At 68.3% G+C, this 22,929-nt stretch carries 33 protein-coding genes and 1 pseudogene; 2 read left to right on the forward strand and 32 right to left on the reverse strand.

Annotation, left to right across the window (positions count from 1 at the left end):
• Positions 1 to 37 precede the first annotated feature (37 nt).
• Positions 38 to 814: a class I SAM-dependent methyltransferase gene (locus AB0J88_RS12585; RefSeq protein WP_364345550.1), complete on the forward strand. Its 777-nt coding sequence runs from the start codon at positions 38 to 40 to the stop codon at positions 812 to 814.
• On the opposite strand, the gene AB0J88_RS12590 is transcribed toward AB0J88_RS12585, so the two are convergent.
• The 31 genes and pseudogenes from AB0J88_RS12590 to AB0J88_RS12740 all read right to left on the reverse strand — a co-directional run bounded on the left by AB0J88_RS12590 (position 799) and on the right by AB0J88_RS12740 (position 21,623).
• Positions 799 to 2,871, reverse strand: coding sequence for a prolyl oligopeptidase family serine peptidase (locus AB0J88_RS12590; protein ID WP_364345548.1), 2,073 nt, complete (start codon positions 2,869 to 2,871; stop codon positions 799 to 801). The genes AB0J88_RS12585 and AB0J88_RS12590 overlap by 16 nt on opposite strands.
• A gap of 42 nt (positions 2,872 to 2,913) precedes the next feature.
• Positions 2,914 to 3,771, reverse strand: coding sequence for a type I methionyl aminopeptidase (gene map / locus AB0J88_RS12595; RefSeq protein WP_364345546.1), 858 nt, complete (start codon positions 3,769 to 3,771; stop codon positions 2,914 to 2,916).
• 17 nt (positions 3,772 to 3,788) lie between these two features.
• A complete protein-coding gene (locus tag AB0J88_RS12600) occupies positions 3,789 to 4,442 on the reverse strand; it encodes an adenylate kinase (protein WP_089244899.1) in 654 nt (217 codons plus the stop codon).
• Entirely contained in the window at positions 4,442 to 5,770 is a 1,329-nt protein-coding gene (secY, locus tag AB0J88_RS12605; RefSeq protein WP_364345544.1) for a preprotein translocase subunit SecY, read from the reverse strand. Before secY ends, AB0J88_RS12600 begins: the two co-directional genes overlap by 1 nt.
• A 230-nt stretch (positions 5,771 to 6,000) precedes the next feature.
• On the reverse strand, positions 6,001 to 6,444 hold the full coding sequence (rplO, locus tag AB0J88_RS12610) for a 50S ribosomal protein L15 (RefSeq protein ID WP_364345542.1): 444 nt from the start codon (positions 6,442 to 6,444) through the stop codon (positions 6,001 to 6,003).
• Positions 6,444 to 6,626 carry a 50S ribosomal protein L30 gene (rpmD, locus tag AB0J88_RS12615; RefSeq protein ID WP_089244893.1) on the reverse strand — a complete coding sequence of 61 codons (183 nt, stop codon included), beginning with the start codon at positions 6,624 to 6,626 and terminating at the stop codon, positions 6,444 to 6,446. Before rpmD ends, rplO begins: the two co-directional genes overlap by 1 nt.
• Positions 6,626 to 7,240 carry a 30S ribosomal protein S5 gene (gene rpsE / locus AB0J88_RS12620; RefSeq protein ID WP_364345540.1) on the reverse strand — a complete coding sequence of 205 codons (615 nt, stop codon included), beginning with the start codon at positions 7,238 to 7,240 and terminating at the stop codon, positions 6,626 to 6,628. The genes rpmD and rpsE overlap by 1 nt, the downstream gene beginning before the upstream one ends.
• A 30-nt stretch (positions 7,241 to 7,270) precedes the next feature.
• On the reverse strand, positions 7,271 to 7,660 hold the full coding sequence (rplR, locus tag AB0J88_RS12625; RefSeq protein WP_089244889.1) for a 50S ribosomal protein L18: 390 nt from the start codon (positions 7,658 to 7,660) through the stop codon (positions 7,271 to 7,273).
• The gene (rplF, locus tag AB0J88_RS12630) at positions 7,657 to 8,196 is read right to left on the reverse strand and encodes a 50S ribosomal protein L6 (protein WP_364345538.1); all 540 of its coding nucleotides are present in this window, start codon (positions 8,194 to 8,196) and stop codon (positions 7,657 to 7,659) included. The genes rplR and rplF overlap by 4 nt, the downstream gene beginning before the upstream one ends.
• Before the next feature lie 17 nt (positions 8,197 to 8,213).
• Positions 8,214 to 8,621, reverse strand: coding sequence for a 30S ribosomal protein S8 (rpsH, locus tag AB0J88_RS12635; protein WP_116067063.1), 408 nt, complete (start codon positions 8,619 to 8,621; stop codon positions 8,214 to 8,216).
• A 73-nt stretch (positions 8,622 to 8,694) separates the two neighbouring features.
• Positions 8,695 to 8,880, reverse strand: a complete 186-nt coding sequence (locus tag AB0J88_RS12640; protein ID WP_033342853.1) for a type Z 30S ribosomal protein S14 — start codon at positions 8,878 to 8,880, stop codon at positions 8,695 to 8,697.
• Positions 8,881 to 8,884: 4 nt separating this feature from the next.
• Positions 8,885 to 9,451, reverse strand: a complete 567-nt coding sequence (gene rplE, locus AB0J88_RS12645; protein WP_089244883.1) for a 50S ribosomal protein L5 — start codon at positions 9,449 to 9,451, stop codon at positions 8,885 to 8,887.
• Positions 9,451 to 9,765, reverse strand: a complete 315-nt coding sequence (gene rplX, locus AB0J88_RS12650) for a 50S ribosomal protein L24 (protein ID WP_089244881.1) — start codon at positions 9,763 to 9,765, stop codon at positions 9,451 to 9,453. Before rplX ends, rplE begins: the two co-directional genes overlap by 1 nt.
• 2 nt (positions 9,766 to 9,767) lie before the next feature.
• Positions 9,768 to 10,136, reverse strand: a complete 369-nt coding sequence (rplN, locus tag AB0J88_RS12655; RefSeq protein WP_089244879.1) for a 50S ribosomal protein L14 — start codon at positions 10,134 to 10,136, stop codon at positions 9,768 to 9,770.
• 64 nt (positions 10,137 to 10,200) lie between these two features.
• The gene (gene rpsQ / locus AB0J88_RS12660; RefSeq protein WP_089244877.1) at positions 10,201 to 10,476 is read right to left on the reverse strand and encodes a 30S ribosomal protein S17; all 276 of its coding nucleotides are present in this window, start codon (positions 10,474 to 10,476) and stop codon (positions 10,201 to 10,203) included.
• The gene (gene rpmC / locus AB0J88_RS12665) at positions 10,476 to 10,709 is read right to left on the reverse strand and encodes a 50S ribosomal protein L29 (protein ID WP_089244875.1); all 234 of its coding nucleotides are present in this window, start codon (positions 10,707 to 10,709) and stop codon (positions 10,476 to 10,478) included. The genes rpsQ and rpmC overlap by 1 nt, the downstream gene beginning before the upstream one ends.
• Entirely contained in the window at positions 10,709 to 11,134 is a 426-nt protein-coding gene (gene rplP, locus AB0J88_RS12670) for a 50S ribosomal protein L16 (protein WP_090787916.1), read from the reverse strand. Before rplP ends, rpmC begins: the two co-directional genes overlap by 1 nt.
• Before the next feature lie 5 nt (positions 11,135 to 11,139).
• Positions 11,140 to 12,054 carry a 30S ribosomal protein S3 gene (rpsC, locus tag AB0J88_RS12675; protein ID WP_364345534.1) on the reverse strand — a complete coding sequence of 305 codons (915 nt, stop codon included), beginning with the start codon at positions 12,052 to 12,054 and terminating at the stop codon, positions 11,140 to 11,142.
• A gap of 134 nt (positions 12,055 to 12,188) precedes the next feature.
• A pseudogene (gene rplV, locus AB0J88_RS12680) lies at positions 12,189 to 12,638 on the reverse strand (50S ribosomal protein L22); the annotation flags it as partial.
• Between the two features lie 35 nt (positions 12,639 to 12,673).
• Positions 12,674 to 12,955 (reverse strand): 30S ribosomal protein S19, encoded by a 282-nt coding sequence (rpsS, locus tag AB0J88_RS12685; RefSeq protein WP_364345532.1) that lies wholly within the window; start codon positions 12,953 to 12,955, stop codon positions 12,674 to 12,676.
• Positions 12,956 to 12,961: 6 nt separating this feature from the next.
• Complete coding sequence (gene rplB, locus AB0J88_RS12690; protein WP_089244867.1) at positions 12,962 to 13,801, reverse strand: 50S ribosomal protein L2; 840 nt, start codon at positions 13,799 to 13,801, stop codon at positions 12,962 to 12,964.
• A gap of 12 nt (positions 13,802 to 13,813) precedes the next feature.
• Entirely contained in the window at positions 13,814 to 14,116 is a 303-nt protein-coding gene (rplW, locus tag AB0J88_RS12695; RefSeq protein WP_089244865.1) for a 50S ribosomal protein L23, read from the reverse strand.
• The gene (gene rplD / locus AB0J88_RS12700) at positions 14,116 to 14,763 is read right to left on the reverse strand and encodes a 50S ribosomal protein L4 (protein ID WP_364345530.1); all 648 of its coding nucleotides are present in this window, start codon (positions 14,761 to 14,763) and stop codon (positions 14,116 to 14,118) included. Before rplD ends, rplW begins: the two co-directional genes overlap by 1 nt.
• Positions 14,763 to 15,419, reverse strand: coding sequence for a 50S ribosomal protein L3 (rplC, locus tag AB0J88_RS12705; protein ID WP_364345528.1), 657 nt, complete (start codon positions 15,417 to 15,419; stop codon positions 14,763 to 14,765). Before rplC ends, rplD begins: the two co-directional genes overlap by 1 nt.
• Positions 15,420 to 15,432: 13 nt before the next feature.
• On the reverse strand, positions 15,433 to 15,741 hold the full coding sequence (rpsJ, locus tag AB0J88_RS12710; protein ID WP_007073037.1) for a 30S ribosomal protein S10: 309 nt from the start codon (positions 15,739 to 15,741) through the stop codon (positions 15,433 to 15,435).
• Between the two features lie 304 nt (positions 15,742 to 16,045).
• On the reverse strand, positions 16,046 to 17,239 hold the full coding sequence (gene tuf / locus AB0J88_RS12715) for an elongation factor Tu (RefSeq protein ID WP_364345526.1): 1,194 nt from the start codon (positions 17,237 to 17,239) through the stop codon (positions 16,046 to 16,048).
• Positions 17,240 to 17,352: 113 nt separating this feature from the next.
• Positions 17,353 to 19,449 carry an elongation factor G gene (gene fusA / locus AB0J88_RS12720; RefSeq protein ID WP_364345525.1) on the reverse strand — a complete coding sequence of 699 codons (2,097 nt, stop codon included), beginning with the start codon at positions 19,447 to 19,449 and terminating at the stop codon, positions 17,353 to 17,355.
• Positions 19,450 to 19,482: 33 nt separating this feature from the next.
• A complete protein-coding gene (rpsG, locus tag AB0J88_RS12725; RefSeq protein ID WP_089244855.1) occupies positions 19,483 to 19,956 on the reverse strand; it encodes a 30S ribosomal protein S7 in 474 nt (157 codons plus the stop codon).
• A 1-nt stretch (position 19,957) separates the two neighbouring features.
• The gene (gene rpsL, locus AB0J88_RS12730; RefSeq protein WP_014440718.1) at positions 19,958 to 20,332 is read right to left on the reverse strand and encodes a 30S ribosomal protein S12; all 375 of its coding nucleotides are present in this window, start codon (positions 20,330 to 20,332) and stop codon (positions 19,958 to 19,960) included.
• Positions 20,333 to 20,727: 395 nt separating this feature from the next.
• Positions 20,728 to 21,207 carry a hypothetical protein gene (locus AB0J88_RS12735; protein WP_364345523.1) on the reverse strand — a complete coding sequence of 160 codons (480 nt, stop codon included), beginning with the start codon at positions 21,205 to 21,207 and terminating at the stop codon, positions 20,728 to 20,730.
• 71 nt (positions 21,208 to 21,278) lie between these two features.
• Positions 21,279 to 21,623 (reverse strand): hypothetical protein, encoded by a 345-nt coding sequence (locus AB0J88_RS12740; RefSeq protein ID WP_364345521.1) that lies wholly within the window; start codon positions 21,621 to 21,623, stop codon positions 21,279 to 21,281.
• Between the two features lie 45 nt (positions 21,624 to 21,668).
• Between AB0J88_RS12740 and AB0J88_RS12745 the strand changes: the two genes are divergently transcribed.
• Positions 21,669 to 22,370 carry an APH(3') family aminoglycoside O-phosphotransferase gene (locus AB0J88_RS12745; RefSeq protein ID WP_364345519.1) on the forward strand — a complete coding sequence of 234 codons (702 nt, stop codon included), beginning with the start codon at positions 21,669 to 21,671 and terminating at the stop codon, positions 22,368 to 22,370.
• Here the strand turns inward: AB0J88_RS12745 and AB0J88_RS12750 are convergent.
• On the reverse strand, positions 22,367 to 22,876 hold the full coding sequence (locus AB0J88_RS12750) for an AAA family ATPase (protein WP_364345517.1): 510 nt from the start codon (positions 22,874 to 22,876) through the stop codon (positions 22,367 to 22,369). The two genes, AB0J88_RS12745 and AB0J88_RS12750, sit on opposite strands and share 4 nt — an antisense overlap.
• Between the last annotated feature and the right edge of the window lie 53 nt (positions 22,877 to 22,929).

Consider the following 22,929-nt stretch of genomic DNA (forward strand, 5'->3'; position numbering starts at 1 on the left):
CGAGGATGCCACCGGCGGCCCGCTAACGTGCGGGCTCATGAATGTCTCCGCGAATTACGCCAACGACGAGAATCTCCGAACCCGGCAGGGAATCTGGGCGTACGGGAGCAAAGGCCCGCTAGTCGGGCGGGTGCTGGACCTGGTCGACCTGGCCGCCGGCGCCACCGTCATCGACGTGGGCTGCGGAAACGGCCGCTACCTGGCGACCCTGCGCGAGCGGGGTCATCGCGGCCCTCTGGTCGGACTCGATCTGTCGCCCGGGATGGCGGCAACCGCCCGATCGGCGTCGGGAGCGGCGACGGCGGTCGCGGACGCACAGACGGTCCCGATCCGGACGGGCGCGGCACAGGTCACCCTCGCGCCACACATGCTCTACCACGTCCCGGACATCCCGCTGGCCCTGGCCGAGCTGCGCCGGATCACCGATCCCGCCGGTCGCGTGGTCGTCGTCACCAACAGCACCCACCACGGTCACGAGGTCGACGATCTGCTCGCCGACGTCACCGGAGACCTGCTGGGCACTCCGGTCCGGATGGCGTGGGACGGGCACCGGTTCCGCACGAACAAGGCCGACGAGCTGTTGCCGACCGTCTTCGCGGAGATCGAGAAGCGCGACCTGGGTCAGTTGGTGCCGGTGCGGGCGGCGACGGCCGTCCGGGGCTACGTCGAGAGCCTGCCGCCCGAAGCGATCGCGGTGCCCGTCGATCGGCGTGACGAGGTGCTGGCCGAGCTGGAGCGGCGGGTCGACGAGCACATCGCGGCGCACGGCAGCTTCCCGGTGACGAGCGGGGCCACCGCCTACGTCTGCGGCTGAAGCGCCTCGCGCAGGAAGTCCACCTCGATCTCCAGCACGTGCGCCGCCTCCGCGCCGGTGAACATGTGGCTGCTGGTCGGCAGGGTCAGCAACCGGTGCGGTCGGCCGGCGGCGAGCAGGGCCGCGGACAGCTTCAGCGTGTGCGCCGGATGCACGTTGTCGTCCAGCAGCCCGTGGATCAGCAGCAACGGCCGGGACAGCGCGGGTGCGTCGGCGATCAGCGAGTCACGGTCGTACGTCTCCGGGTTGTCGTCGGGATGCCCGAAGAACCGCTCCTGCCAGTGGGTGTCGTAGAGGCGCATGTCCGTGGCCGGCGCGCTGGCCACGGCGGCGTGGAAGACGTCCGGCCGGCGCAGCACCGCGCGGGCGGCGAGATAGCCACCGTAGGAACCACCGCGGATGGCGACCCGGCTCAGGTCGAGGTCCGGGTGCCGGTCCGCCGCCGCACGCAGCCCGACGACCTGGTCCTCGAGGGCTGCGGCACCGGCGTCACCGCGCACCGTCTTGTCCCACCGCGGTCCGCGACCCGGTGTGCCCCGACCGTCGACCACCACCACGGCGAAGCCCTGGTCGGCGAACCACTGCGAGGTCAGGTACGCGGCCCGCGCGGCGAGCACCCGCTGGGCGCCCGGGCCACCGTACGGGTCGAGGAGCACGGGCAGCCGCCGCTCGCCCGGTGTGTGGCCGGTCGGCAACAGCACCGCGGTCCGCAGGCCGAGGTCACCGGCCTCGAACAGGTCCGGGCGCGGCTCCACCGGCGCGGCCAGCGCGTGGCTGGCCAGCGGGGCCGGCGCACCGCCCTCGGGCCGCACCGTCACCCGGGCGCCCGGCTCGGCCAGGTCGTGGCTGACCAGGACCGTGGTGCCACCGGCCCGCAGTCCGTCGTGGACGCCGTCGGTGTCGGTCAGGCAGGTGAGGCCGGTCGGCACGGACCACTCCCAGACCTGCTGGCGGGTCGGCTCGGCGGACCCGGCGAACAGCACGGTGCCACCGTCGACGGCCAGGATCGCACCGACCTGGAGCCCGGGCGGCGTCACGAGGTCGCCGCCGACCAGCAGGTGCCGGGTCTCGTCCCGGTCCTCCGTCCAGATCAGCGCGCCACCCGCGGTGCGGGCCGGCGTGCCCGGCACCAGCTCGACCCACGCCGGGTCGCGCTGCTCGTGCTCGACCGTGGTCGCGCCGGTGTCCGGGTCGGCGCGCAGCACGCGCACCCTGGTCTGTGCGCGGTTCTGCACCGCGACGGTGAGGCCGACCGCGTCCCACAGGACGCCGGTGACGTACTCGTGCGCCCGCCGGTCCCATGAGACTTCGACCCGCCCGCCGGCCAGGTCGAAGACGTGCAGGCTGACGTCGGCGTTGGCGGTACCCGCGACCGGATAGCGCAACGCGATTGGCGCGGCCGACGGGTCCGCGAGGTTGGCGATGTGCCACAGCTGGACGCCGCTCTCGTCCACGCGGGCCACCGCCACCCGGCGGCCGTCCGGCGCCCACCACCAGCCGCGCGTGCGGTGCATCGACTCGCCCGCCACGTGCTCGGCCAGGCCGTAGCCGACCGCCGGCCCGTCCGGGGCGGCAAGGACGCGCGCATCGGTGCCGTCGACACCGATGAGGTGCAGCCCGTCGCCACTGACATAGCCCACCAGCCGGCCATGCGGATCCGGCCGAGGGTCGACGACGTCGCCGGCGGTGGGCAGGGTGCGCACGACGCCGTTGTCCGGTTCCACCACGACCAGCTCGCCGCCGAGCGCCAGCGCGACCACCGACTGCGTGTCGTCGCAGGCGAAGCCGGTCACCCCGCCGGCCAACTGCCGGCTCCGCTCCCGCCGCCGCTGTTCGGCCGGCGGCAACGCGGACTCGTCGAGTCCCATGTCACGCGGATCGAGCAGCAGCCGCTCACGGGCCGCCACGACGTCATAGGCCCACAGGCACGCGACCGGGTCGTCGCCGGCCCGGCTGCGGGCGAAGAGCACCTGCCGCCCGTCGGAGCGCACGACGAACTGACCCGGGAGGCCGAGCGTGAAGTTTCGGGTCCTGATCCGCAGTGCCGGAAAATCCATGCCCAAAGATAGATCAACAGCCGCCGCGGAGCGGCCCCCTGGTCAGGAGGAGGCGGACGCGGACGACGCGGTGGCCCGCGCCGAGAGCAGGTCGCCGAGCCGGGCCCGGCCGCCGTCGACCGCCGTCAGCACCCAGACGCCGTCGTCGAGCAGGGCGATCGAGTGCTCGACGTGCGCGGCCACCGAGTGGTCGCGGGTGATCACGGTCCAGCCGTCGTCGAGCTCGACCGAGCGGGGCGAGCCCATCGTGATCATCGGCTCGATGGCCAGGCACAGGCCTGGCGAGAGCTTGATGCCGCGGCCCGGGCGGCCGTGGTTGAGGACGTGCGGGTCCTGGTGCATCTCGGTGCCGATGCCGTGCCCGCCGTAGCCGTCGACGATGCCGTAGTTGCCGCCGGCCCGCACCGCGGTCTCCACCGCGTGGCTGATGTCGGTCAACCGGCCACGTCCGGAGCGCACCCCGCGGGCCGCGGCCGCGATGCCGGCCCACATCGAGTCCTCGGCGACCGAGGCCATCTTCACCAGCTTCGGGTCGACGTCGCCGACCGGCACGGTGATCGCCGCGTCGCCGTGCCAGCCCTCGAGGATGGCGCCGCAGTCCAGCGAGATCAGGTCTCCGTCGCGCAACACCTGGCTGGGCGACGGGATGGCGTGCACGATCTGCTCGTTGACCGAGGAGCAGATCGAGCCGGGGTAGCCGTGGTAGCCCTTGAACGACGGGGTGCCACCGGCGTCACGGATCACCCGCTCGGCGATCGCGTCCAGGTCGGCGGTGGTCACACCCGGCGCGACGGCCGCCCGCATCGCTGCCAGCGCACTGGCCACGACCAGGCCGGCCCGACGCATCAGGTCGATCTGCTCAGGGGTTTTCAGCTGAATGTCCAGCTGGTGTCGGCGCATCAATCGAGACTAACCGCTTAGCCGCCGTACGACCGCAACGCATCGATCGCCCGGACGGTGACGTCCTCCACGGGGCCGGTGGCGTCGATGCCGACCAGCTTGCCCTGGGCGCCGTAGTAGTCGACCAGCGGCGCGGTCTTCTCGGCGTACTCGACCAAACGCTTGGCGATCGTCTCGGCCTTGTCGTCGTCACGCTGGAAGAGCTCCGAGCCGCAGCGGTCGCAGATGCCTTCCCGCGACGGCGCGTCGAACTCGACGTGCCAGATCTTGCCGCAGCCACGGCAGGTGCGCCGGCCGGAGAGCCGCCGGATCACCTCGTCGTCGTCGACCACGAGCTCCATCACCAGGTCGAGCGCGGTGCCCAGGTCGGCCAGCAGCTTGTCGAGCGCGGCCGCCTGGGGCGTCGTACGCGGGAAACCGTCGAGCAGGAAGCCCTCGCCGGCGTCGGGCTCGGCAAGCCGCTCCCGGACCATGTTGATGGTCACCTCGTCGGGCACCAGCTTGCCGGCGTCCATGTAGCGCTTGGCCTCGACCCCGAGCGGGGTCCCTTGCGAGACGTTGGCGCGGAAGATGTCCCCGGTCGAGATCTTGGGCACGGCCAGGTGCGCGGCGATGAACTCGGCCTGCGTCCCCTTTCCCGCGCCCGGAGGACCTACGAGAACAATTCGCACTAGCGCAGGAACCCTTCGTAGTTCCGCTGCATGAGCTGGCTCTCGATCTGCTTGACCGTCTCCAGCCCGACGCCGACCATGATCAGCACGGCGGTGCCGCCGAACGGGAAGTTCATGTACTGCTGACGGTCGAGCCAGATGAAGAAGAAGCTCGGCAGGATCGAGATGACACCCAGGTAGAGCGCGCCGGGAAGGGTGATCCGGCTCAGGATGTAGTCGAGGTATTCAGCTGTCGGCTTGCCCGGCCGGATGCCCGGCACGAATCCACCGTACTTCTTCATGTTGTCGGCAACCTCGGTCGGGTTGAACGTGATCGACACGTAGAAGTAGGTGAAGAAGATGATCAGCAAGAAGTACAGCGTGATGTAGATGTAGCTGGTGGGGTCGACCAGGTTGTTCTGGATCCACGACTGCCACCCGTTGAGGTTGTTGCGGTCGTAGAACTGCAGCAGCAGCGCGGGCAGGTAGAGCAGCGACGACCCGAAGATTACGGGGATGACGCCGGCCTGGTTGACCTTGAGCGGGATGTAGGTGGACGTGCCGCCGTACATCCGCCGACCGATCATGCGCTTCGCGTACTGCACCGGGATCCGGCGCTGGGCCTGTTCGATGAAGACCACGAAGAAGATGATCAGCAGGACGAGCGCGATCACGAGGAAGAACTTCCACCAGCCCTGGCTGATCTTGATCTGCCAACCCTCGCTGGGGAGGCGAGCCATGATCGAGGTGAAGATCAGGACCGACATGCCGTTGCCGACGCCGCGGTCGGTGATGAGCTCGCCCAGCCACATGACCACGCCGGTGCCGGCGGTCATCGTCACGACCAGCGCCACCAGGGTGACCCAGGTCGGCAGCTCGGTGTTCGGGACGATCGGGAACTGATCGCACTGGTTGTTGAACAGCTGACCCGAGCGGGCGAGCGCCACGAACGCGGACGCCTGGAGCACGCCCAGGCCCAGCGTCAGGTAGCGGGTGTACTGCGTGATCTTCGCCTGACCGGCCTGACCCTCCTTGCGGAGCTGTTCCAGTCGTGGGATCACGACGGTCAACAGCTGCAAGATGATCGAGGCTGTGATGTACGGCATGATGCCGAGCGCGAAGACCGACAGCGACAGCAGCGCACCGCCGGAGAACAGGTTCAGCAGGTTGAAGACGCCACCCGCGTTGTTGTTCGCCATCAGGTCCATGCACTTCTGCACGTTTCCGTAGGAAACGCCCGGGCTGGGCAGCGTGGCGCCCAGTCGGTAGACCGCGATGATCCCGACTGTGAACAGTAATTTCTTGCGCAGGTCAGGCGTGCGGAACGCACTGATAAATGCGGAGAGCAACGTCTTCCTCCTGCGCGGGCGACCGCCGGGGTCGTGGCGGCTCGGGGTGGCTGTCGGTAATGGTCCGACACCCTGTCGGGAACGGACTCTAACTTATCTGGCTCGGGCGGTGACCGGCTGGCCGCGCCCATCCATCAAAAACGATATCCGGCCGCATCGCTCCGGATCAACGCCGGAGGGGCGCGGCACCTGACGGTCCTTGGACCGTCGGCGCCGCGCCCCTGCCCGCGCTACAGCTCGGTGGTGGCGCCACCAGCGGCGGCGATCTTCTCCTTCGCCGACGCGCTGAACGCGTGGGCGGAGATGCGGAGAGATACGCCACTCAGGTCACCGCTGCCGAGCACCTTGACCGGCTGGCCCTTGCGGACCGCACCGGCGTCGACGAGCTCGGCCGGGCCGACCTCGCCGCCGTTGGGGAACAGCTCGGCCAGCTTGTCCAGGTTGACGACCTGGAAGACGACCTTGTTCTGGTTGCGGAAGCCCTTCACCTTCGGCAGGCGCATGTGGATGGGCATCTGCCCACCCTCGAACGCCGCCGAGATGTTCTTGCGGGCCTTGGAGCCCTTGGTGCCGCGACCGGCGGTCTTGCCCTTGGAGCCCTCACCGCGACCCACGCGGGTCTTGTCGGTCTTGGCGCCGGGAGCCGGACGCAGGTGGTGAACCTTGATGGTCATTACTCGACCTCCTCGACCTTCACGAGGTGGTTGACCTTGAAGATCATGCCCCGAATCTCGGGCCGGTCTTCCTTGACCACCACGTCGTTGATCCGCTTCAGGCCGAGCGACCGCAGGGACTCCCGCTGGTTGTGCTTCGACCCGATCTCGGACCGGACCTGAGTGACCTTGAGCCGTGCCATCACGCACTCACCCCAGCCCGGCTGGCGAGCATCGCGGCCGGAGCCACGTCCTCGACCGGCAGGCCACGACGGGTCGCGACCGCCTCGGGCGACTCGAGCGCCTTGAGGGCCGCCACCGTCGCGTGCACGATGTTGATCGGGTTGGACGACCCGAGGCTCTTGGAGAGCACGTCGTGGATGCCCGCGCACTCCAGCACGGCGCGGACCGGCCCACCGGCGATGACGCCCGTACCGGCCGAGGCCGGCTTGAGCAGCACCACGCCGGCGGCGTCTTCGCCCTGCACCGGGTGCGGGATCGACGCTGCGATCCGCGGCACCTTGAAGAAGTGCTTCTTGGCCTCCTCGACACCCTTGGCGATCGCCGCGGGCACCTCCTTGGCCTTGCCGTAACCCACGCCGACCGTGCCGTCGCCGTCGCCGACGATCACCAGGGCGGTGAAGCTGAAACGCCGACCACCCTTGACGACCTTGGCGACACGGTTGATCGCGACGACCCGCTCGAGGTGCGGAGTCTTCTCGACGGGCGCGTTTCCGCGGCCGCCCTCACGGCGGTTGTCGCGGCGACCACCCTCGTTGCCACCGGACCCGCCGCCACGGCGCTGTTGACCTGGCATCAGCAGCCTTCCTTTCTCAGATGTGACGGGTTAGAACTCGAGCCCGGCTTCGCGCGCGGCGTCGGCCAGCGCGGCGATGCGACCCGCATACTTGCTGCCGCCGCGGTCGAAGACGACCTTCGACACGCCAGCAGCCTTGGCCCGCTCGGCGAGGAGCGCGCCGACCTTGCCGGCCTGAGCGCTCTTGTCGCCGTCGGTGCCTCGGATCGAGGCATCCAGGGTCGACGCCGAAGCCAGGGTGTGACCCTTGGCGTCGTCGACGATCTGGGCGTTGATGTGCCGCAGCGAGCGGGTGACGACCAGGCGCGGACGCTCGGCCGAACCCACCAGGTGCTTGCGGACGCGGAAGTGCCGACGCGCCCGGCCCACGGCCCGCTTCGCGGCGACGCCGCGACGGCGCTTGAGTAGCGTGGCGGTCACTTCTTACCTGCCTTTCCAGCCTTACGGCGGATGACCTCGCCCTGGTAACGCACGCCCTTGCCCTTGTACGGCTCCGGCGGACGGATCTTCCGGATGTTGGCGGCCACCTCACCGACCTGCTGCTTGTCGATGCCAGCGATGTGGAACAGCGTGGGCCGCTCCACGGTGAAGGTGATGCCCTCCGGCGCCTGGACGACGACCGGGTGCGAGAACCCGAGAGCGAACTCGAGGTCCTTGCCCTTCGCGGTCACCCGGTAACCGGTGCCGGCGATCTCCAGCGACTTGCGGTAGCCGTCGGTCACGCCGACGACCATGTTCGCAACCAGCGTACGGGAGAGGCCGTGCAGTTCCTTGGCCTTGCGCTCGTCGTTCGGGCGCTTCACGACGAGCTCGTTCTCGGAGCGCTCGATGGTGATCGGCTCGGCCAACGTGTGGCTGAGCTGACCCTTCGGGCCCTTCACCTGAACGGTCTGGCCGTTGATCGTGATGTCGACGCCGGTGGGAACCGGGATCGTCTTACGTCCAATTCGCGACATTTCTGCAAACTCCCCGGTTACCAGACGAAGGCGAGGACTTCCCCGCCCACGCTCCGCTTGCGGGCCTGCCGGTCGGTCAGCAGTCCCTGGGACGTCGAAATGATCGCCACGCCCAGACCGCCGAGCACCCGCGGGAGCCCGTCCGACTTGGCGTAAACCCGCAGACCGGGCTTGGACACGCGCTTGATCCCGGCCAGGCTCCGCTCACGGTTCTGGCCGTACTTGAGCTCGACGACCAGTCGCTTGCCGACGACGCCCTCAGCGGGCTCCTCGACCGCCCAGGTGGCGATGTAGCCCTCGCTCTTGAGGACCTCGGCGATGTTCGCCTTGATCTTCGAGTAGGGCATCGTCACCCGGTCGTGATAGGCCTGGTTGGCGTTGCGCAGACGGGTGAGCATGTCTGCGATCGGGTCGGTCATCGTCATGAGTTCTCGTCAACCTTTCTCGCCGTGGTTCCCCGCCAAGGGCCTGCGGCGAAGCGGCATTTCGGGTGGTGGCTTACCACGAGGCCTTGGACACGCCGGGGAGCTCACCGCGGTGAGCCATCTCCCGGATGCAGACCCGGCAGAGACCGAACTTGCGGTAGACCGCCTTAGGACGCCCGCAGCGCTGGCAACGGGTGTACGCGCGGACCGCGAACTTCGGCTTCGCGGCAGCCTTGAGGATCAGCGCCTTCTTAGCCATGTACTCAGTTCTCCTTGAACGGGAAGCCCAGGAGCTTGAGCAGCGCCCGGCCCTCGTCATCGGTCGTCGCGGTGGTTACCACCGTGATGTCCATGCCCCGCACGCGGTCGATCCGGTCCTGGTCGATCTCGTGGAACACCGACTGCTCGGTAAGCCCGAACGTGTAGTTGCCGTTGCCGTCGAGCTTGCGGGCGTCGAGGCCGCGGAAGTCGCGGATACGCGGGAGGGCGATCGACAGCAGCCGGTCGAGGAACTCCCACATCCGGTCGCCCCGCAGGGTGACCTTGGCGCCGATCGGCATGCCCTCGCGCAGCTTGAACTGCGCGATGGACTTGGTCGCCCGGCGGACCAGCGGCTTCTGGCCGGTGATCGTGGTCAGGTCACGGACCGCGCCGTCGATCAGCTTCGCGTCGCGGGCCGCCTCACCGACACCCATGTTGACAACGATCTTGACCAGGCCCGGGATCTGCATCGGGTTGGCGTACGTGAACTGCTCGCGCAGCTGTCCCACGACCTCGTCGCGGTAGCGCTGCTTCAAACGCGGCAGCGTCTTCTCGGCTGTCGTGGTCATCACAGGTCCTTACCGGTGCTGCGGGCGACGCGAACCTTGGTGCCGTTCTCGTCGACGCGGTAGCCGACCCGGGTCGGCTTGCCGTCGGAGTCCAGGACCATCACGTTCGAGACGTGGATGGGGGCCTCCTGCGTGACGATGCCACCGGTCTTGGCGCCGCGCTGGGTGGTGCGGATACGTTCGTGCTTCTTGACCCGGTTGACGCCCTCGACAAGGACCTTGTCCTGGCGCGGCATGGCCTGGATGACCTTGCCCTTGGCGCCCTTGTCCTTGCCGGCGATGACGACGACCGTGTCGCCCTTCTTCACCTTCATGGCTAGAGCACCTCCGGTGCCAACGAAATGATCTTCATGAAACGCTTGTCCCGCAGCTCACGGCCGACCGGGCCGAAGATACGGGTGCCACGGGGGTCGCCGCCATCTTTGATGATCACGGCGGCGTTCTCGTCGAAGCGGATGTACGAGCCGTCCGGACGCCGCTTCTCCTTCGCGGTGCGGACGACGACCGCCTTGACGACGTCGCCCTTCTTCACACCGGCGCCGGGGATGGCGTCCTTGACCGTGGCGACGATCACGTCGCCGATGCCCGCGTAGCGCCGACCCGAGCCGCCGAGCACCCGGATGCACAGGATCTCCCGTGCACCCGTGTTGTCGGCGACACGCAGTCGCGACTCTTGCTGAATCACGTCTATCTCCTCTGTCTGCCAGTCCTCCGGCGCTGCCGGAGCTTGGAAGAACCGGTCGGCTTACTTACTTCGCGCGCTCGAGGATCTCCACGACCCGCCAGCGCTTGGTGGCGGACAGCGGACGGGTCTCCATGATCAGGACCCGGTCGCCGATGCCACACGAGTTCTGCTCGTCGTGGACCTTGAGCTTGCTCGTACGCCGCAGAACCTTGCCGTAGAGCGGGTGCTTGACCCGGTCCTCGACCTCGACGACGACGGTCTTCTCCATCTTGTCGCTCACCACGAGACCCTCACGGGTCTTCCGGCGGGCCCGCTCGGGAGCGGTGGTGTTCTCAGTCATCACGCAGTCACCTCAGTTGGCGCGGCCGAGAGCCCCAGCTCACGCTCACGCATGATCGTGTAGATCCGGGCGATCTCCTTACGGATGACCTGCAGCCGACGGTTGTTGTCGAGCTGGCCCGTCGCGGACTGCACGCGGAGGTTGAACAGCTCCGCCTTGGCCTCGCGCAGCAGCGAGATCAGCTCCTCTTCGGGAAGCTCTCGCAGCTCAGAGGCCTTGGTGCCCGCTGCCATCAGGATTCACCCACTTCGCGTGTCACGATGCGGCACTTCATCGGAAGCTTGTGGATCGCGCGACGCATCGCCTCTCGCGCGATCTGCTCGTTGGGGAACGACATCTCGAACAGCACGCGGCCGGGCTTGATGTTGGCCACCCACCACTCGGGCGAGCCCTTACCGGAACCCATCCGGGTCTCGGCGGGCTTCTTGGTCAGGGCCTGGTCCGGGAAGACCGTGATCCAGACCTTGCCACCACGCTTGATGTGGCGGGTCATCGCGATACGAGCCGCCTCGATCTGACGGTTGGTCAGGTACGCCGACTCGAGCGCCTGGATTCCGAACTCGCCGAAGACCACCCGGTTGCCGCCCTTGGACGCGCCGTGGCGGTCCGGGTGGTGCGGCTTGCGGAAGCCCTTCGGGGGCTTACGCGGCATCAGCATCGAAATCAGCCCTCCTGCGCTGAGTTTTCCGACCCAGCAGAAGCTGCTGGCGAAGTCGCCGGCGCGGCAGGAGCCGCAGCGGCGGTGTCGTTCGTGGTGGGCTCGGCGGCCGGAGCCGCAGGAGCCCCACCGGTGGCCTCGGCCTGGGCGGCCTGCTGAGCAGCCCGACCCGCCTCGGTGCCGCCGGCGGTCGTGCCGGACGAGCCGGACCGGCCACGGCGCGGACGCTCGGGACGGTCGCCGCGCTCGCGGCGCGGACGCGGAGCGCCGGCCTCGGGCTGGGCCTCCCGACCCGGAACCGCGTCGCCCTTGTAGATCCAGACCTTCACGCCGATGCGGCCGAACGTGGTGCGGGCCTCGAAGAACCCGTACTCGATGTTGGCGCGCAGCGTGTGCAGCGGGACCCGACCCTCGCGGTAGAACTCCGTGCGGCTCATCTCCGCGCCGCCGAGGCGGCCGGAGACCTGTACCCGGATGCCCTTGACGATCGGGTTCTTCATCGCCGACTGCATGGCCTTGCGCATCGCCCGGCGGAAGCTGACCCGGCTCGACAGCTGCTCGGCCACGCCCTGCGCGACGAGCTGAGCGTCGGACTCGGGGTTCTTCACCTCGAGGATGTTCAGCTGCACCTGCTTGCCCGTGAGCTTCTCGAGCTCGCCGCGGATCCGGTCGGCCTCCGCACCCTTACGGCCGATGACGATGCCCGGCCGGGCGGTGTGGATGTCGACGCGGACCCGGTCGCGGGTGCGCTCGATGTCGACCTTGGAAATCCCGGCGCGCTCCAGGCCCTTGGACATCATGCGGCGGATCTTGACGTCCTCGCCGATGTAGTCCTTGTAGAGCTTGTCCGCGAACCAGCGGGACTTCCAGTCGGTCGAGATGCCGAGCCGGAACCCGTGCGGGTGAACCTTCTGACCCATTACTCGGTCCCTTCCTCGGCGGTCTCGTCCGCCTTGGCCTTCGCCTCAGTCGCCTTCGTGGCCTTGGTCGCCTTGGTGGCCTTCTTCGCGGCCTTCTTGGCCGGAGCCGGCTCCTCGGCGGCGGTCGCCTCGGTGGTCTCCTCGGCGGCGGTCTCCGGCGCGGCCTTGGCCGGCGCGGCCTTCTTGCTGGCCGCCGCCTTCTTGCCCGGGCGGTTGGCCGGAGCCACCGCCTCGACCGCCACGGTGATGTGGCAGGTGCGCTTGCGGATCCGGTAGGCCCGACCCTGTGCGCGCGGCCGGAACCGCTTCATGGTCGGACCCTCGTCGACGAACGCCTCGCTGACGAGCAACGCGTCGGGGTCCAGCCGCTCGTTGTTCTCCGCGTTGGCGATCGCGCTGGCGAGCACCTTGTAGACCTGCTCGCTCGCCGACTGCGGAGCGAACTGGAGCACCGTGAGCGCCTCTTTCGCGGGCAGACCGCGGACGAGGTTGACCACTCGGCGCGCCTTGTTCGGCGAGATGCGCACGTGGCGCGCAACCGCCCGTGCGCCCGGAAGCGCCGGAGCGTCGCCCTTGACTGGCATCGCTGTAACCCCTCTGATCCTCTATCTGCACCGCGTCAGCGGCGGCGGCTCTTCCGGTCGTCCTTCTCGTGACCCTTGAACGTGCGGGTCAACGCGAACTCGCCGAGCTTGTGCCCGACCATGGCCTCGGTGACGAACACCGGGACGTGCTTGCGACCGTCGTGGACGGCGATCGTGTGCCCGAGCATCTCCGGGATGATCGTCGAACGGCGCGACCACGTCTTGATGACGTTCTTCGAGCCCTTGTCGTTCTGCGTCTCCACCTTCTTGACCAGGTGGTCGTCGACGAACGGGCCCTTCTTCAGGCTGCGTGGCATCTCGGGTTATCCCCGCTTCCGGTTGGCGTAACGACGGCGGACGATCAGCCGGTCGCTCGGCTGGCCCTTACGGCGGGTGCGACCCTCCGGCTTACCCTGCGGGTTGACCGGGTGGCGACCACCGGAGGTCTTACCCTCACCACCACCGTGCGGGTGGTCGACCGGGTTCATCGCGACACCACGGACGGTCGGGCGCTTGCCCTTCCAGCGCATGCGGCCGGCCTTGCCCCAGTTGATGTTCGACTGGTCGGCGTTGCCGATCTCGCCCACGGTCGCGCGGCAGCGCACGTCGACCCGGCGGATCTCGCCCGAGGGCATCCGCAGCGTCGCGTACTGGCCCTCGCGGCCCAGCAGCTGGATGCCCACGCCGGCCGAGCGGGCCAGCTTGGCACCGCCGCCCGGGCGGAGCTCCACGCCGTGCACCTGGGTGCCGACCGGGATGTTGCGCAGCGGCAGGTTGTTGCCGGGCTTGATGTCAGCGCCCGGGCCCGACTCGACCGCGTCGCCCTGCTTCAGGTCCTTCGGCGCGATGATGTAGCGCTTCTCGCCGTCGGCGTAGTGCAGCAGCGCGATGCGCGCGGTGCGGTTCGGGTCGTATTCGATGTGCGCGACCTTGGCCGGCACGCCGTCCTTGTCGACCCGCTTGAAGTCGATGATCCGGTACTGACGCTTGTGACCGCCGCCGTGGTGCCGGGTGGTGATCCGGCCGTGCGCGTTCCGCCCGCCCTTCTTCGGCAGCGGAGCCAGCAGCGACTTCTCCGGCGTCGACCGGGTGATCTCAGCGAAGTCGGCGACGCTGGAGCCACGCCGGCCCGGCGTCGTCGGCTTGTACTTACGGATAGCCATTGTCTATACCCCTCAGCTGACCGGGCCGCCGAAGGCCTCGATGCGGTCGCCCTCAGCCAGCTTCACCATCGCGCGCTTGGTGTCCTTGCGCTTGCCCCAGCCGGTGCGGGTGCGCTTGCGCTTGCCCTCACGGTTGAGCGTGTTGACGGTCAGGACGCGGACGTTGAAGATCTGCTGGATAGCGATCTTGATCTGCGTCTTGTTCGCATCCGGGTGCACGAGGAACGTGTACCAGTTGCGGTTCAGCTCGCTGTAGCTCTTCTCCGACACGATCGGCGCGACGATGATGTCGCGCGGATCCGCGATGGTCGCCATCAGTTCTCCTCCTGCGCGGCCTCGGCCGGCACACCCAGGAACTCGTCCAGGGCGTCCTTGGTGAAGACCACGTCGTCGGCCACCAGCACGTCGTACGTGTTGAGCTGGCCGGCCTCGATCAGGTGCACCCGCGGCTCGTTGCGCAGCGACACCCAGTTGTTCTCGTCGGTCTCCGGGAGCACGACGAGCACCCGCTTGGCCGACGTGACCTTGGCCAGCGTGGCCAGGGCGGCCTTGGTGGACTTGGTGTCGCCGGTCACGAAGCTCTCGACGACGTGCACGTGCCCGCCGCGGGCCCGGTCGGAGAGGGCGCCACGCAGGGCGGCGGCCTTCATCTTCTTGGGGGTCCGCTGGCTGTAGTCACGCGGGACCGGGCCGTGCACCACGCCACCGCCGGTGAACTGCGGTGCGCGCAGCGAGCCCTGCCGGGCGCGGCCGGTGCCCTTCTGCTTGTAGGGCTTCTTGCCGCCACCACGGACTTCGCCGCGGGTCTTGGCCTTGTGCGTGCCCTGGCGCGCGGCGGCCAGCTGGGCCACCACCACCTGGTGCATCAGCGGGATGTTGGCCTGTGCGTCGAAGATGTCGCCGGGCAGCTCCACCGAGCCGCTCTTGCCACCGTCGACGGTGATCACGTCGACCGAGGTCATCACGCACCACCCTTCGTGAGCGCCTTAGCCGCCGAGCGGACCAGGATCAGCGCGCCCTTGGGGCCGGGAATGGCGCCCTTGACGAGCAGCAGGTTGTTTTCGGTGTCGACCGCCTGAACGGTCAGGTTCTGCACGGTGTAGCGGCGGCCGCCCATGCGACCGGCCATCCGGACGCCCTTGAAGACGCGACCCGGGGTCGCGCAGGCGCCGATCGAGCCGGGAGAGCGGTGCTTGCGCTCGACACCGTGGCTGGCGCGCAGGCCGTGGAAGCCGTGCCGCTTCATGACACCGGCGAAGCCCTTGCCCTTGGTGCGGCCCGTCACGTCGATGGTCGCGCCGGGCGTGAACGCCTCGACGGTGACCTCTTGGCCGAGCTCGTAGTCGCTCGCGTCAGTCGTGCGCAGCTCGACGATGTGCCGCCGCGGTGCGACGCCGGCCTTCGCGTAGTGACCGGCCTTCGGCTTGTTGGCCTTGCGCGGGTCGATCGCGCCGTAGGCGAGCTGCACGGCCGAGTAGCCGTCCTTGTCACCGGAGCGGACCTGGGTCACGACACAGGGGCCGGCCTGGACCACGGTGACCGGGACGACGCGGTTGTTGTCCCAGACCTGGGTCATGCCGAGCTTGGCGCCCAGGATGCCCTTCACTTGCCTGTCCATGAGTTCGCAGTCCCTACAGCTTGATCTCGATGTCGACGCCGGCCGGCAGGTCGAGGCGCATGAGCGAGTCGACCGTCTTCGGCGTCGGGTCGATGATGTCGATCAGCCGCTTGTGCGTGCGCATCTCGAAGTGCTCGCGCGAGTCCTTGTACTTGTGCGGCGAGCGGATGACGCAGAAACGGTTGATCTCCGTGGGCAGCGGCACCGGGCCCGCGACCTGCGCCCCGGTGCGGGTCACCGTCTCGACGATCTTGCGCGCCGACGAGTCGACGACCTCGTGGTCGTAGGCCTTGAGCCGGATGCGGATCTTCTGTCCCGCCATGGTGGCTTCTGTTCCTTCTCTCGATGCCGCTCTTGTCGTGGGTTTGACCCCACTCCTCCGACCCCCGCGGTCGGGCGTGTCGCGCCCTGTGGCCAGGCTCCGCCGCAAAGCGGCGGTGTCTTTCGGGGCCGGCGCCTCTTTGTAAGAGGCGCTACGCGCGAAGGGTGGCTGCTGAGCCATCTGGCCCCCCTCCCGGCGCCAGATGGCACCGGAGGGGCCGCCCAGGGGCCGCAGCCACCCGTCGCGTACGCAACCTGACTAGTATGCCGGATGCGATCCGGCAGGTCTAATCGGGGTTACCTTTTTACTTGATGATCTTCGTGACGCGACCGGCGCCGACCGTACGACCACCCTCACGGATCGCGAACTTGAGGTTCTCGTCCATGGCGATGGGCTGGATCAGCTTGACGGTCATCGAGGTGTTGTCGCCCGGCATGACCATCTCGGTGCCCTCAGGCAGCGTGACGACGCCGGTGACGTCCGTGGTCCGGAAGTAGAACTGCGGACGGTAGTTCTGGAAGAACGGGGTGTGCCGGCCGCCCTCCTCCTTGGAGAGGATGTAGACGGTCGCCTCGAACTCCGTGTGCGGGGTCGAGGTGCCCGGCTTGACGACCACCATGCCGCGCTCGACGTCCTCGCGCTTGATGCCGCGCAGCAGCAGACCGACGTTCTCACCCGCACGGGCCTCGTCGAGCAGCTTGCGGAACATCTCGATGCCGGTGCAGACCGTCTTCATCGACTTCTCGCGGATGCCGACGATCTCCACCTCCTCGTTCGGCTTGAGCACGCCGCGCTCCGCGCGACCGGTGACCACGGTGCCACGACCGGTGATCGTGAAGACGTCCTCGATGGGCATGAGGAACGGCTTCTCGGTCTCACGCTCGGGCTGCGGGATCGCGGTGTCGACCGCGTTCATCAGCTCCATGAGCTTGTCGGTCCACTCGGGGTCACCCTCGAGGGCCTTGAGCGCGGAGACGCGCACGACCGGCAGGTCGTCGCCCGGGTACTCCTGAGCCGACAGCAGCTCACGGACCTCGAGCTCGACGAGCTCCAGGAGCTCCTCGTCGTCGACCATGTCGCTCTTGTTGAGCGCCACGACGATGTAGGGAACGCCGACCTGGCGAGCCAGCAGCACGTGCTCGCGGGTCTGCGGCATCGGGCCGTCGGTCGCCGCGACCACCAGGATCGCGCCGTCCATCTGCGCGGCACCGGTGATCATGTTCTTGATGTAGTCGGCGTGACCCGGGCAGTCGACGTGCGCGTAGTGCCGCGCCTCGGTCTGGTACTCGACGTGCGCGATCGAGATCGTGATGCCGCGGGCCTTCTCCTCCGGCGCCTTGTCGATCTCGTCGAACGGCGTGTAGGGGTTCACGTCCGGGTACCGGTCGTGCAGGACCTTGGTGATGGCCGCGGTCAGCGTCGTCTTCCCGTGGTCGATGTGACCAATGGTGCCGATGTTGACGTGCGGCTTAGTCCGCTCGAACTTCGCCTTCGCCACTGGTGTCCTCCTCAAGGACTTCTTGTTCCGTACGCCCTCGGCACCCTATGGCACCGACGACACTGTCCACTTGGTGGGTGCTGGGACGATGAAGTCCCAGCACCCTCACACAGCTATTCGCCAGTTGCCTTGGCGATGATCTCCTTCGCGACGTTCTGCGGAACCTCGGCGTAGGAGTCGAACTGCATGCTGTAGCTAGCCCGGCCCTGGGTCTTCGACCGCAGGTCACCGACGTAGCCGAACATCTCCGACAGCGGCACCAGGGCCCGGACGACGCGAGCGCCGGAGCGCTCCTCCATCGCCTGGATGATGCCCCGCCGGGAGTTCAGGTCGCCGATCACGTCGCCCATGTTCTCCTCGGGCGTCGTCACCTCGACCGCCATCATCGGCTCGAGCAGTGCCGGGTCGGCCTTGCGGGCCGCCTCCTTCAGCACCATCGAACCGGCGATCTTGAATGCCATTTCCGACGAGTCGACCTCGTGGTACTGACCGTCGAGCAGGGTCAGCTTGAGGCCCACCAGCGGGTAGCCGGCGAGGATGCCGTACTGCATGGCGTCCTGCGCGCCCGCGTCCACGGAGGGGATGAACTCCTTCGGGATGCGGCCACCGCTGACGGCGTTCGCGAACTCGTAGGTCGGTGCGTCGTTGTCGAGCGGCAACGGCTCGAGGCTGACGATGACCCGCGCGTACTGGCCGGAGCCACCGGTCTGCTTCTTGTGGGTGTACTCGATCTTGTCCACCTTGCGGCGGATCGTCTCGCGGTACGCCACCTGCGGCTTGCCGACGTTGGCCTCGACGTTGAACTCACGCCGCATCCGGTCGACCAGGATGTCGAGGTGAAGCTCGCCCATGCCGGAGATGACCGTCTGGCCGGTCTCCTCGTCGTTGCGAACCCGGAAGGTCGGGTCCTCCTCGGCGAGGCGCTGGATCGCGGTGCCCAGCTTCTCCTGGTCGGACTTGGTCTTCGGCTCGATCGCCACCGAGATGACCGGCTCCGGGAACGTCATCGACTCCAGGATGACCGGGTTGGCCGGGTCGCAGAGGGTGTCACCGGTGGTGGTCTGCTTGAGACCCTGCACGGCGATGATGTCACCCGCCTGCGCGGTCGCCCGCTCCTCACGCTTGTTGGCGTGCATCTGGTAGATCTTGCCGATGCGCTCCTTGCGGTCCTTGGTCGAGTTGATGACCGGAGAACCGGAGTCCAGCGTGCCCGAGTAGACCCGGACGTAGGTGAGCTTGCCGAGGTGCTTGTCCGTCTGGATCTTGAACGCGAGGCCCGCGAACGGCTCCGAGTTCGACGGCTTGCGCAGCAGCGGGGTCTCACCGTCGGTGGCCGTGCCCTCGATCGCCGGGATGTCCAGCGGCGACGGCAGGTAGTCGACGACCGCGTCCAGCATCGGCTGAACGCCCTTGTTCTTGAAGGCCGAACCGGTCAGGACCGGGTTGGCCTTGCCCGCGATCGTGGCACGCCGGATGGCGGCCTTGAGGTCCTCGACGGTGAGCTCCTCGCCCTCGAGGTACTTCTCGGTGATCGTGTCGTCGACGTCGGCGAGCGTCTCGATCAGCTTCTCGCGCCACTCGGCGGCCTGGTCGGCGAGGTCTGCCGGGATCTCTTCGATCGCGTAGTCCTCACCCTTCTGGGTCTCGCCGCGCCAGGTCAGCGCGCGCATCCCGAGCAGGTCGACGACGCCGATGAAGTCGGCCTCGTTCCCGATCGGGATCTGCAGCACCAGCGGGGTCGCGTTCAGCCGGTCGATCATCATCTGCACGCAGCGGAAGAAGTCGGCACCGGTGCGGTCGAGCTTGTTGACGAAGCACATCCGCGGGACGTTGTACTTGTCGGCCTGCCGCCAGACGTTCTCGGTCTGGGGCTCCACGCCGGCGACACCGTCGTAGACGGCCACCGCGCCGTCGAGGACCCGCAGCGACCGCTCGACCTCGACCGTGAAGTCGACGTGGCCGGGCGTGTCGATGATCTGGATCGTGTGATCCTTCCACTCGCACTTGGTGGCGGCGGAAGTGATCGTGATGCCCCGCTCCTGCTCCTGCTCCATCCAGTCCATGACGGCAGCGCCCTCGTGGACTTCACCGATCTTGTACGTGATGCCGGTGTAGAACAGGATCCGCTCGGTGGTCGTGGTCTTACCAGCGTCGATGTGCGCCATGATGCCGATGTTGCGAACCTTGGCGAGCGCGTCTGCGGCGGCCACTTCAATCCCTCTTCGTCGTCGTTCGGGTGGCGGTTACCACCGGTAGTGAGCGAAGGCCTTGTTGGACTCCGCCATCTTGTGCGTGTCCTCGCGTCGCTTCACGGCGGCACCGAGGCCGTTGCTGGCGTCGAGCAGCTCGTTCATGAGGCGCTCGACCATGGTCTTCTCGCGGCGGGCCTTCGAGTACTGCACCAGCCAGCGCAGACCAAGGGTGGTCTGGCGGGGCGCGCGCACCTCGATCGGCACCTGGTAGGTGGCGCCACCGACCCGGCGGCTCTTCACCTCGATGGCCGGCTTCACATTGTCCATCGCCCGCTTGAGGATGACGACGGGGTCAGTGCCGCCGCTCTTCTCACGAGCGCCCTCGAGCGCGCCGTAGACGATGCGCTCGGCGAGCTGACGCTTGCCACGCATGAGGATCTTGTTGACCAGCTGGGTCACCAGCGGGGAGTTGTAAACCGGGTCCGCGACGAGCGGACGACGCGGAGCGGGTCCCTTACGCGGCATGTCAGCTCTTCTCCTTCTTGGCGCCGTAGCGGCTGCGGGCCTGCTTGCGGTTGCGGACACCCTGGGTGTCGAGCGAGCCACGCACGATCTTGTAACGCACGCCGGGAAGGTCCTTCACACGGCCGCCACGCACGAGCACGATCGAGTGCTCCTGCAGGTTGTGGCCGACACCGGGGATGTACGCGGTCACCTCGATCTGGCTGCTCAGCTTGACGCGGGCGACCTTGCGCAGCGCCGAGTTGGGCTTCTTCGGGGTGGTCGTGTAAACGCGCGTGCAGACGCCGCGCCGCTGAGGGCTGCCCTTCAGCGCGGGGGTCTTCGTCTTGCTCGTCTTCGCCTGCCGGCCCTTACGGACCAGCTGCTGAATCGTTGGCACCGGGTTTTCCGCTCCCTTCGGCCGCTGTCCAGCGGCCGCGCCGTCGCCTTAACCGCCCGGGTGGACGGTTCTCCAACACTCCGACCGGGCCAGGTGCTCCCGGTACCCGCGGTCGGGCGTGTCGGCCTCTCCACGGTCCCCGTGCGCGCTGACGCGAGCCCGGGTTTCTGCCATTGTTCGTGCTCACGCACTCGGCGGCGATGTCGCTGCCTGGCCTAAACGGTGCGCGCACGCACGGATTGCCCGGGCGAGCCCGGGCACGAAAGGAAAGAGTACCCACCGCGAGGGCGCAGGTCAAAACCCCTGTGACACCCGCGGCTGGCCTCTATCTCCGTCAATTGTAGCGGCTGCCCCGGAGCACTGCCGAGCGAGGGACTTCGGCGTATTGGACCGGTTTACGCAGCTACCTGCAGCCCCACGGCGGCGAAGAACGCCAGCAGCGCGATGGCCAGGCCGACGATCCCGCAGATGAGCCCGCTCGACGCGAGCCCCTGCCCCTGGAACCGCATCGAGGCGGCCGGCCCGACCTGCCGAATCTGCCGGCGGCCGAGGATCCCGAGCGCCACACCGGCCACACCCGCGGACACCGCCAACACGGTGAACGCCCCCGCGGCCCAGGCACCCCAGCCGGCTTCGGCGCCGACGAGCCCGAAACAGAGCACGACCATCGAGACCACGATCGACGCGATGCCCGCGATCAGCGCACCGATGGCCAGCCCGGACGTCGCCGGCGGCACCTCCAGATGCACGATCCCGAACGCGGTGCCCGGCACGGCCTCGACCCGCCGGGTGCGCTGCTGCGCGTCGGTAGGCGGCGGCACCGAAACCGGCCGCGGCTGATTCACCGGGTAGACCGGTCCCCCCTGCTGCGCCACGCCCACGAGCATGCCATGCCGGACCACATCACCCGAGGGGGTACAGATTTCCTCGACGTTTAACCGCGCCGTCAGTCAACGCCGGGCGCGAAGTCCTGCACGCCACCCGGCCCGGCCGACTTCAGAATCCCGATCACAGTCGCGACCACCACGGTCGCGACACACAGCATGATCCCGATCCAAGCGAGCCGCTCACCCCGCCGAACCCACGAACTGCCGGTCAAGAACCCACCGGACGCGTACGCCTCCCGCCGAGCCTGCCGAGCGAGCAACAGAGCGATGGTCGCGGGCACCACCCCACCGACCAGAACCCCGGTCACCGCGGCCAGCAACCCCAGCCCGAACACAGCCCCGGCCTTGGAAGACCGAACCGGATCCGGATCAAGCGGATGCCGCAGCGCCTCAGTGGGTTGCACACCGCGACCCTACCCACCAACCCCACCCCCCGGCACGATGATCGCGTGACCCACTGGCACCCGATAACCACGGGCAAATCCAGCGCGAAGGTCTGGCGGTCCACCGACGCCTACCGCAAACAAGGCGACCAAACGGAGATCGCAGCTGAAGCAGCCCGCCTGACCTGGCTGGCCAGCCAGAACTTCCCGTGCCCGGAGGTCCTGGACCACACCCCCGGCACGCTGATCACCAAAGCACTGCGCGGCCGCCCGGCGGATTCGTGGCCCGCGCGGCCCATGCTGGCCACCGCGATCGGCGGCCTACTCCGCGACCTCCACCAACTGCCAGCATCCACCTGCCCGTTCGACCGCCGACGGTCGACCGCGATCAGTGAGGCAGAGGCGGCGGCTCACAGGGCGGAGGTCGACCCGGCCAACCTCGACGCCACCCGCGCGGGCTGGCCGATCGAACGTCTACTCGCCGAGCTACACGCCACTCGCCCACGCGACCCGGAAGACCTGGTGGTCGGCCACGGCGACCCCTGCCTCCCGAACATCTTCTTCGACGAGGACGCCAAGCCCACGGGAGTGCTCGACGTCTCCCGCCTAGGCGTGGCGGACCGCCACAACGACCTGGCCATAGCCACCAGAAACCTGACGGCGAACTGGTCCGCAGCCGAGGCGGCCCAACTCCTGACCGCCTACGGCCTTGGCCACCCGGACCCAGCCAAGATCATCTTCTACCGCCTACTGGACGAGTTCTTCTAACGATTCACAAAGTCGATCAAGATCTCGAGCCGAGGGACGTACCCCGACGTCGTGTCCACGCGGAGCTCCGGCACCTCAAGCGCGATCCGCTGAAAGTCGCGCACCGCCCACTGCCCATCAGCATGCGCGGACCGACTGCGCTCCCCCATCCGCCGCCGAGCAACCTCGCCGTCCACATAACACTGAATGATCTTCACGTGGGCCAGCGGCAGCAGGGCGGTCAGGCCGGGCCGCCAGAGCCGATCCTGAAACGCCGCCTCGGCCACGGTCGTGACGCCGGCCGATAGAAGCAGCCGCAACGCCTCGAAGAAGGTCTCCAGAGTGCGAAAAGCCAGCTCGTCGGCCAACGCAGGCACGTAGTCGTCGACCCGGTGAACCATGCCCTCTTTGATCTCATCGCGACAAACGGCCGGACACCCCACGGCTATCGCCAACGCATGCGCCAAGGTCGTCTTCCCCGCCCCCGGCGGCCCACTGACAACAACCAAAGTCGGAAGACGCCCCATCAACGGCTCCCAATGGGCTGCGGCCCGCGACCAGGCATCAGAGGTCGCGCTCT

The organism is Asanoa sp. NPDC049475, from assembly GCF_040676915.1.
Classification (GTDB): Bacteria; Actinomycetota; Actinomycetes; order Mycobacteriales; family Micromonosporaceae; genus Asanoa.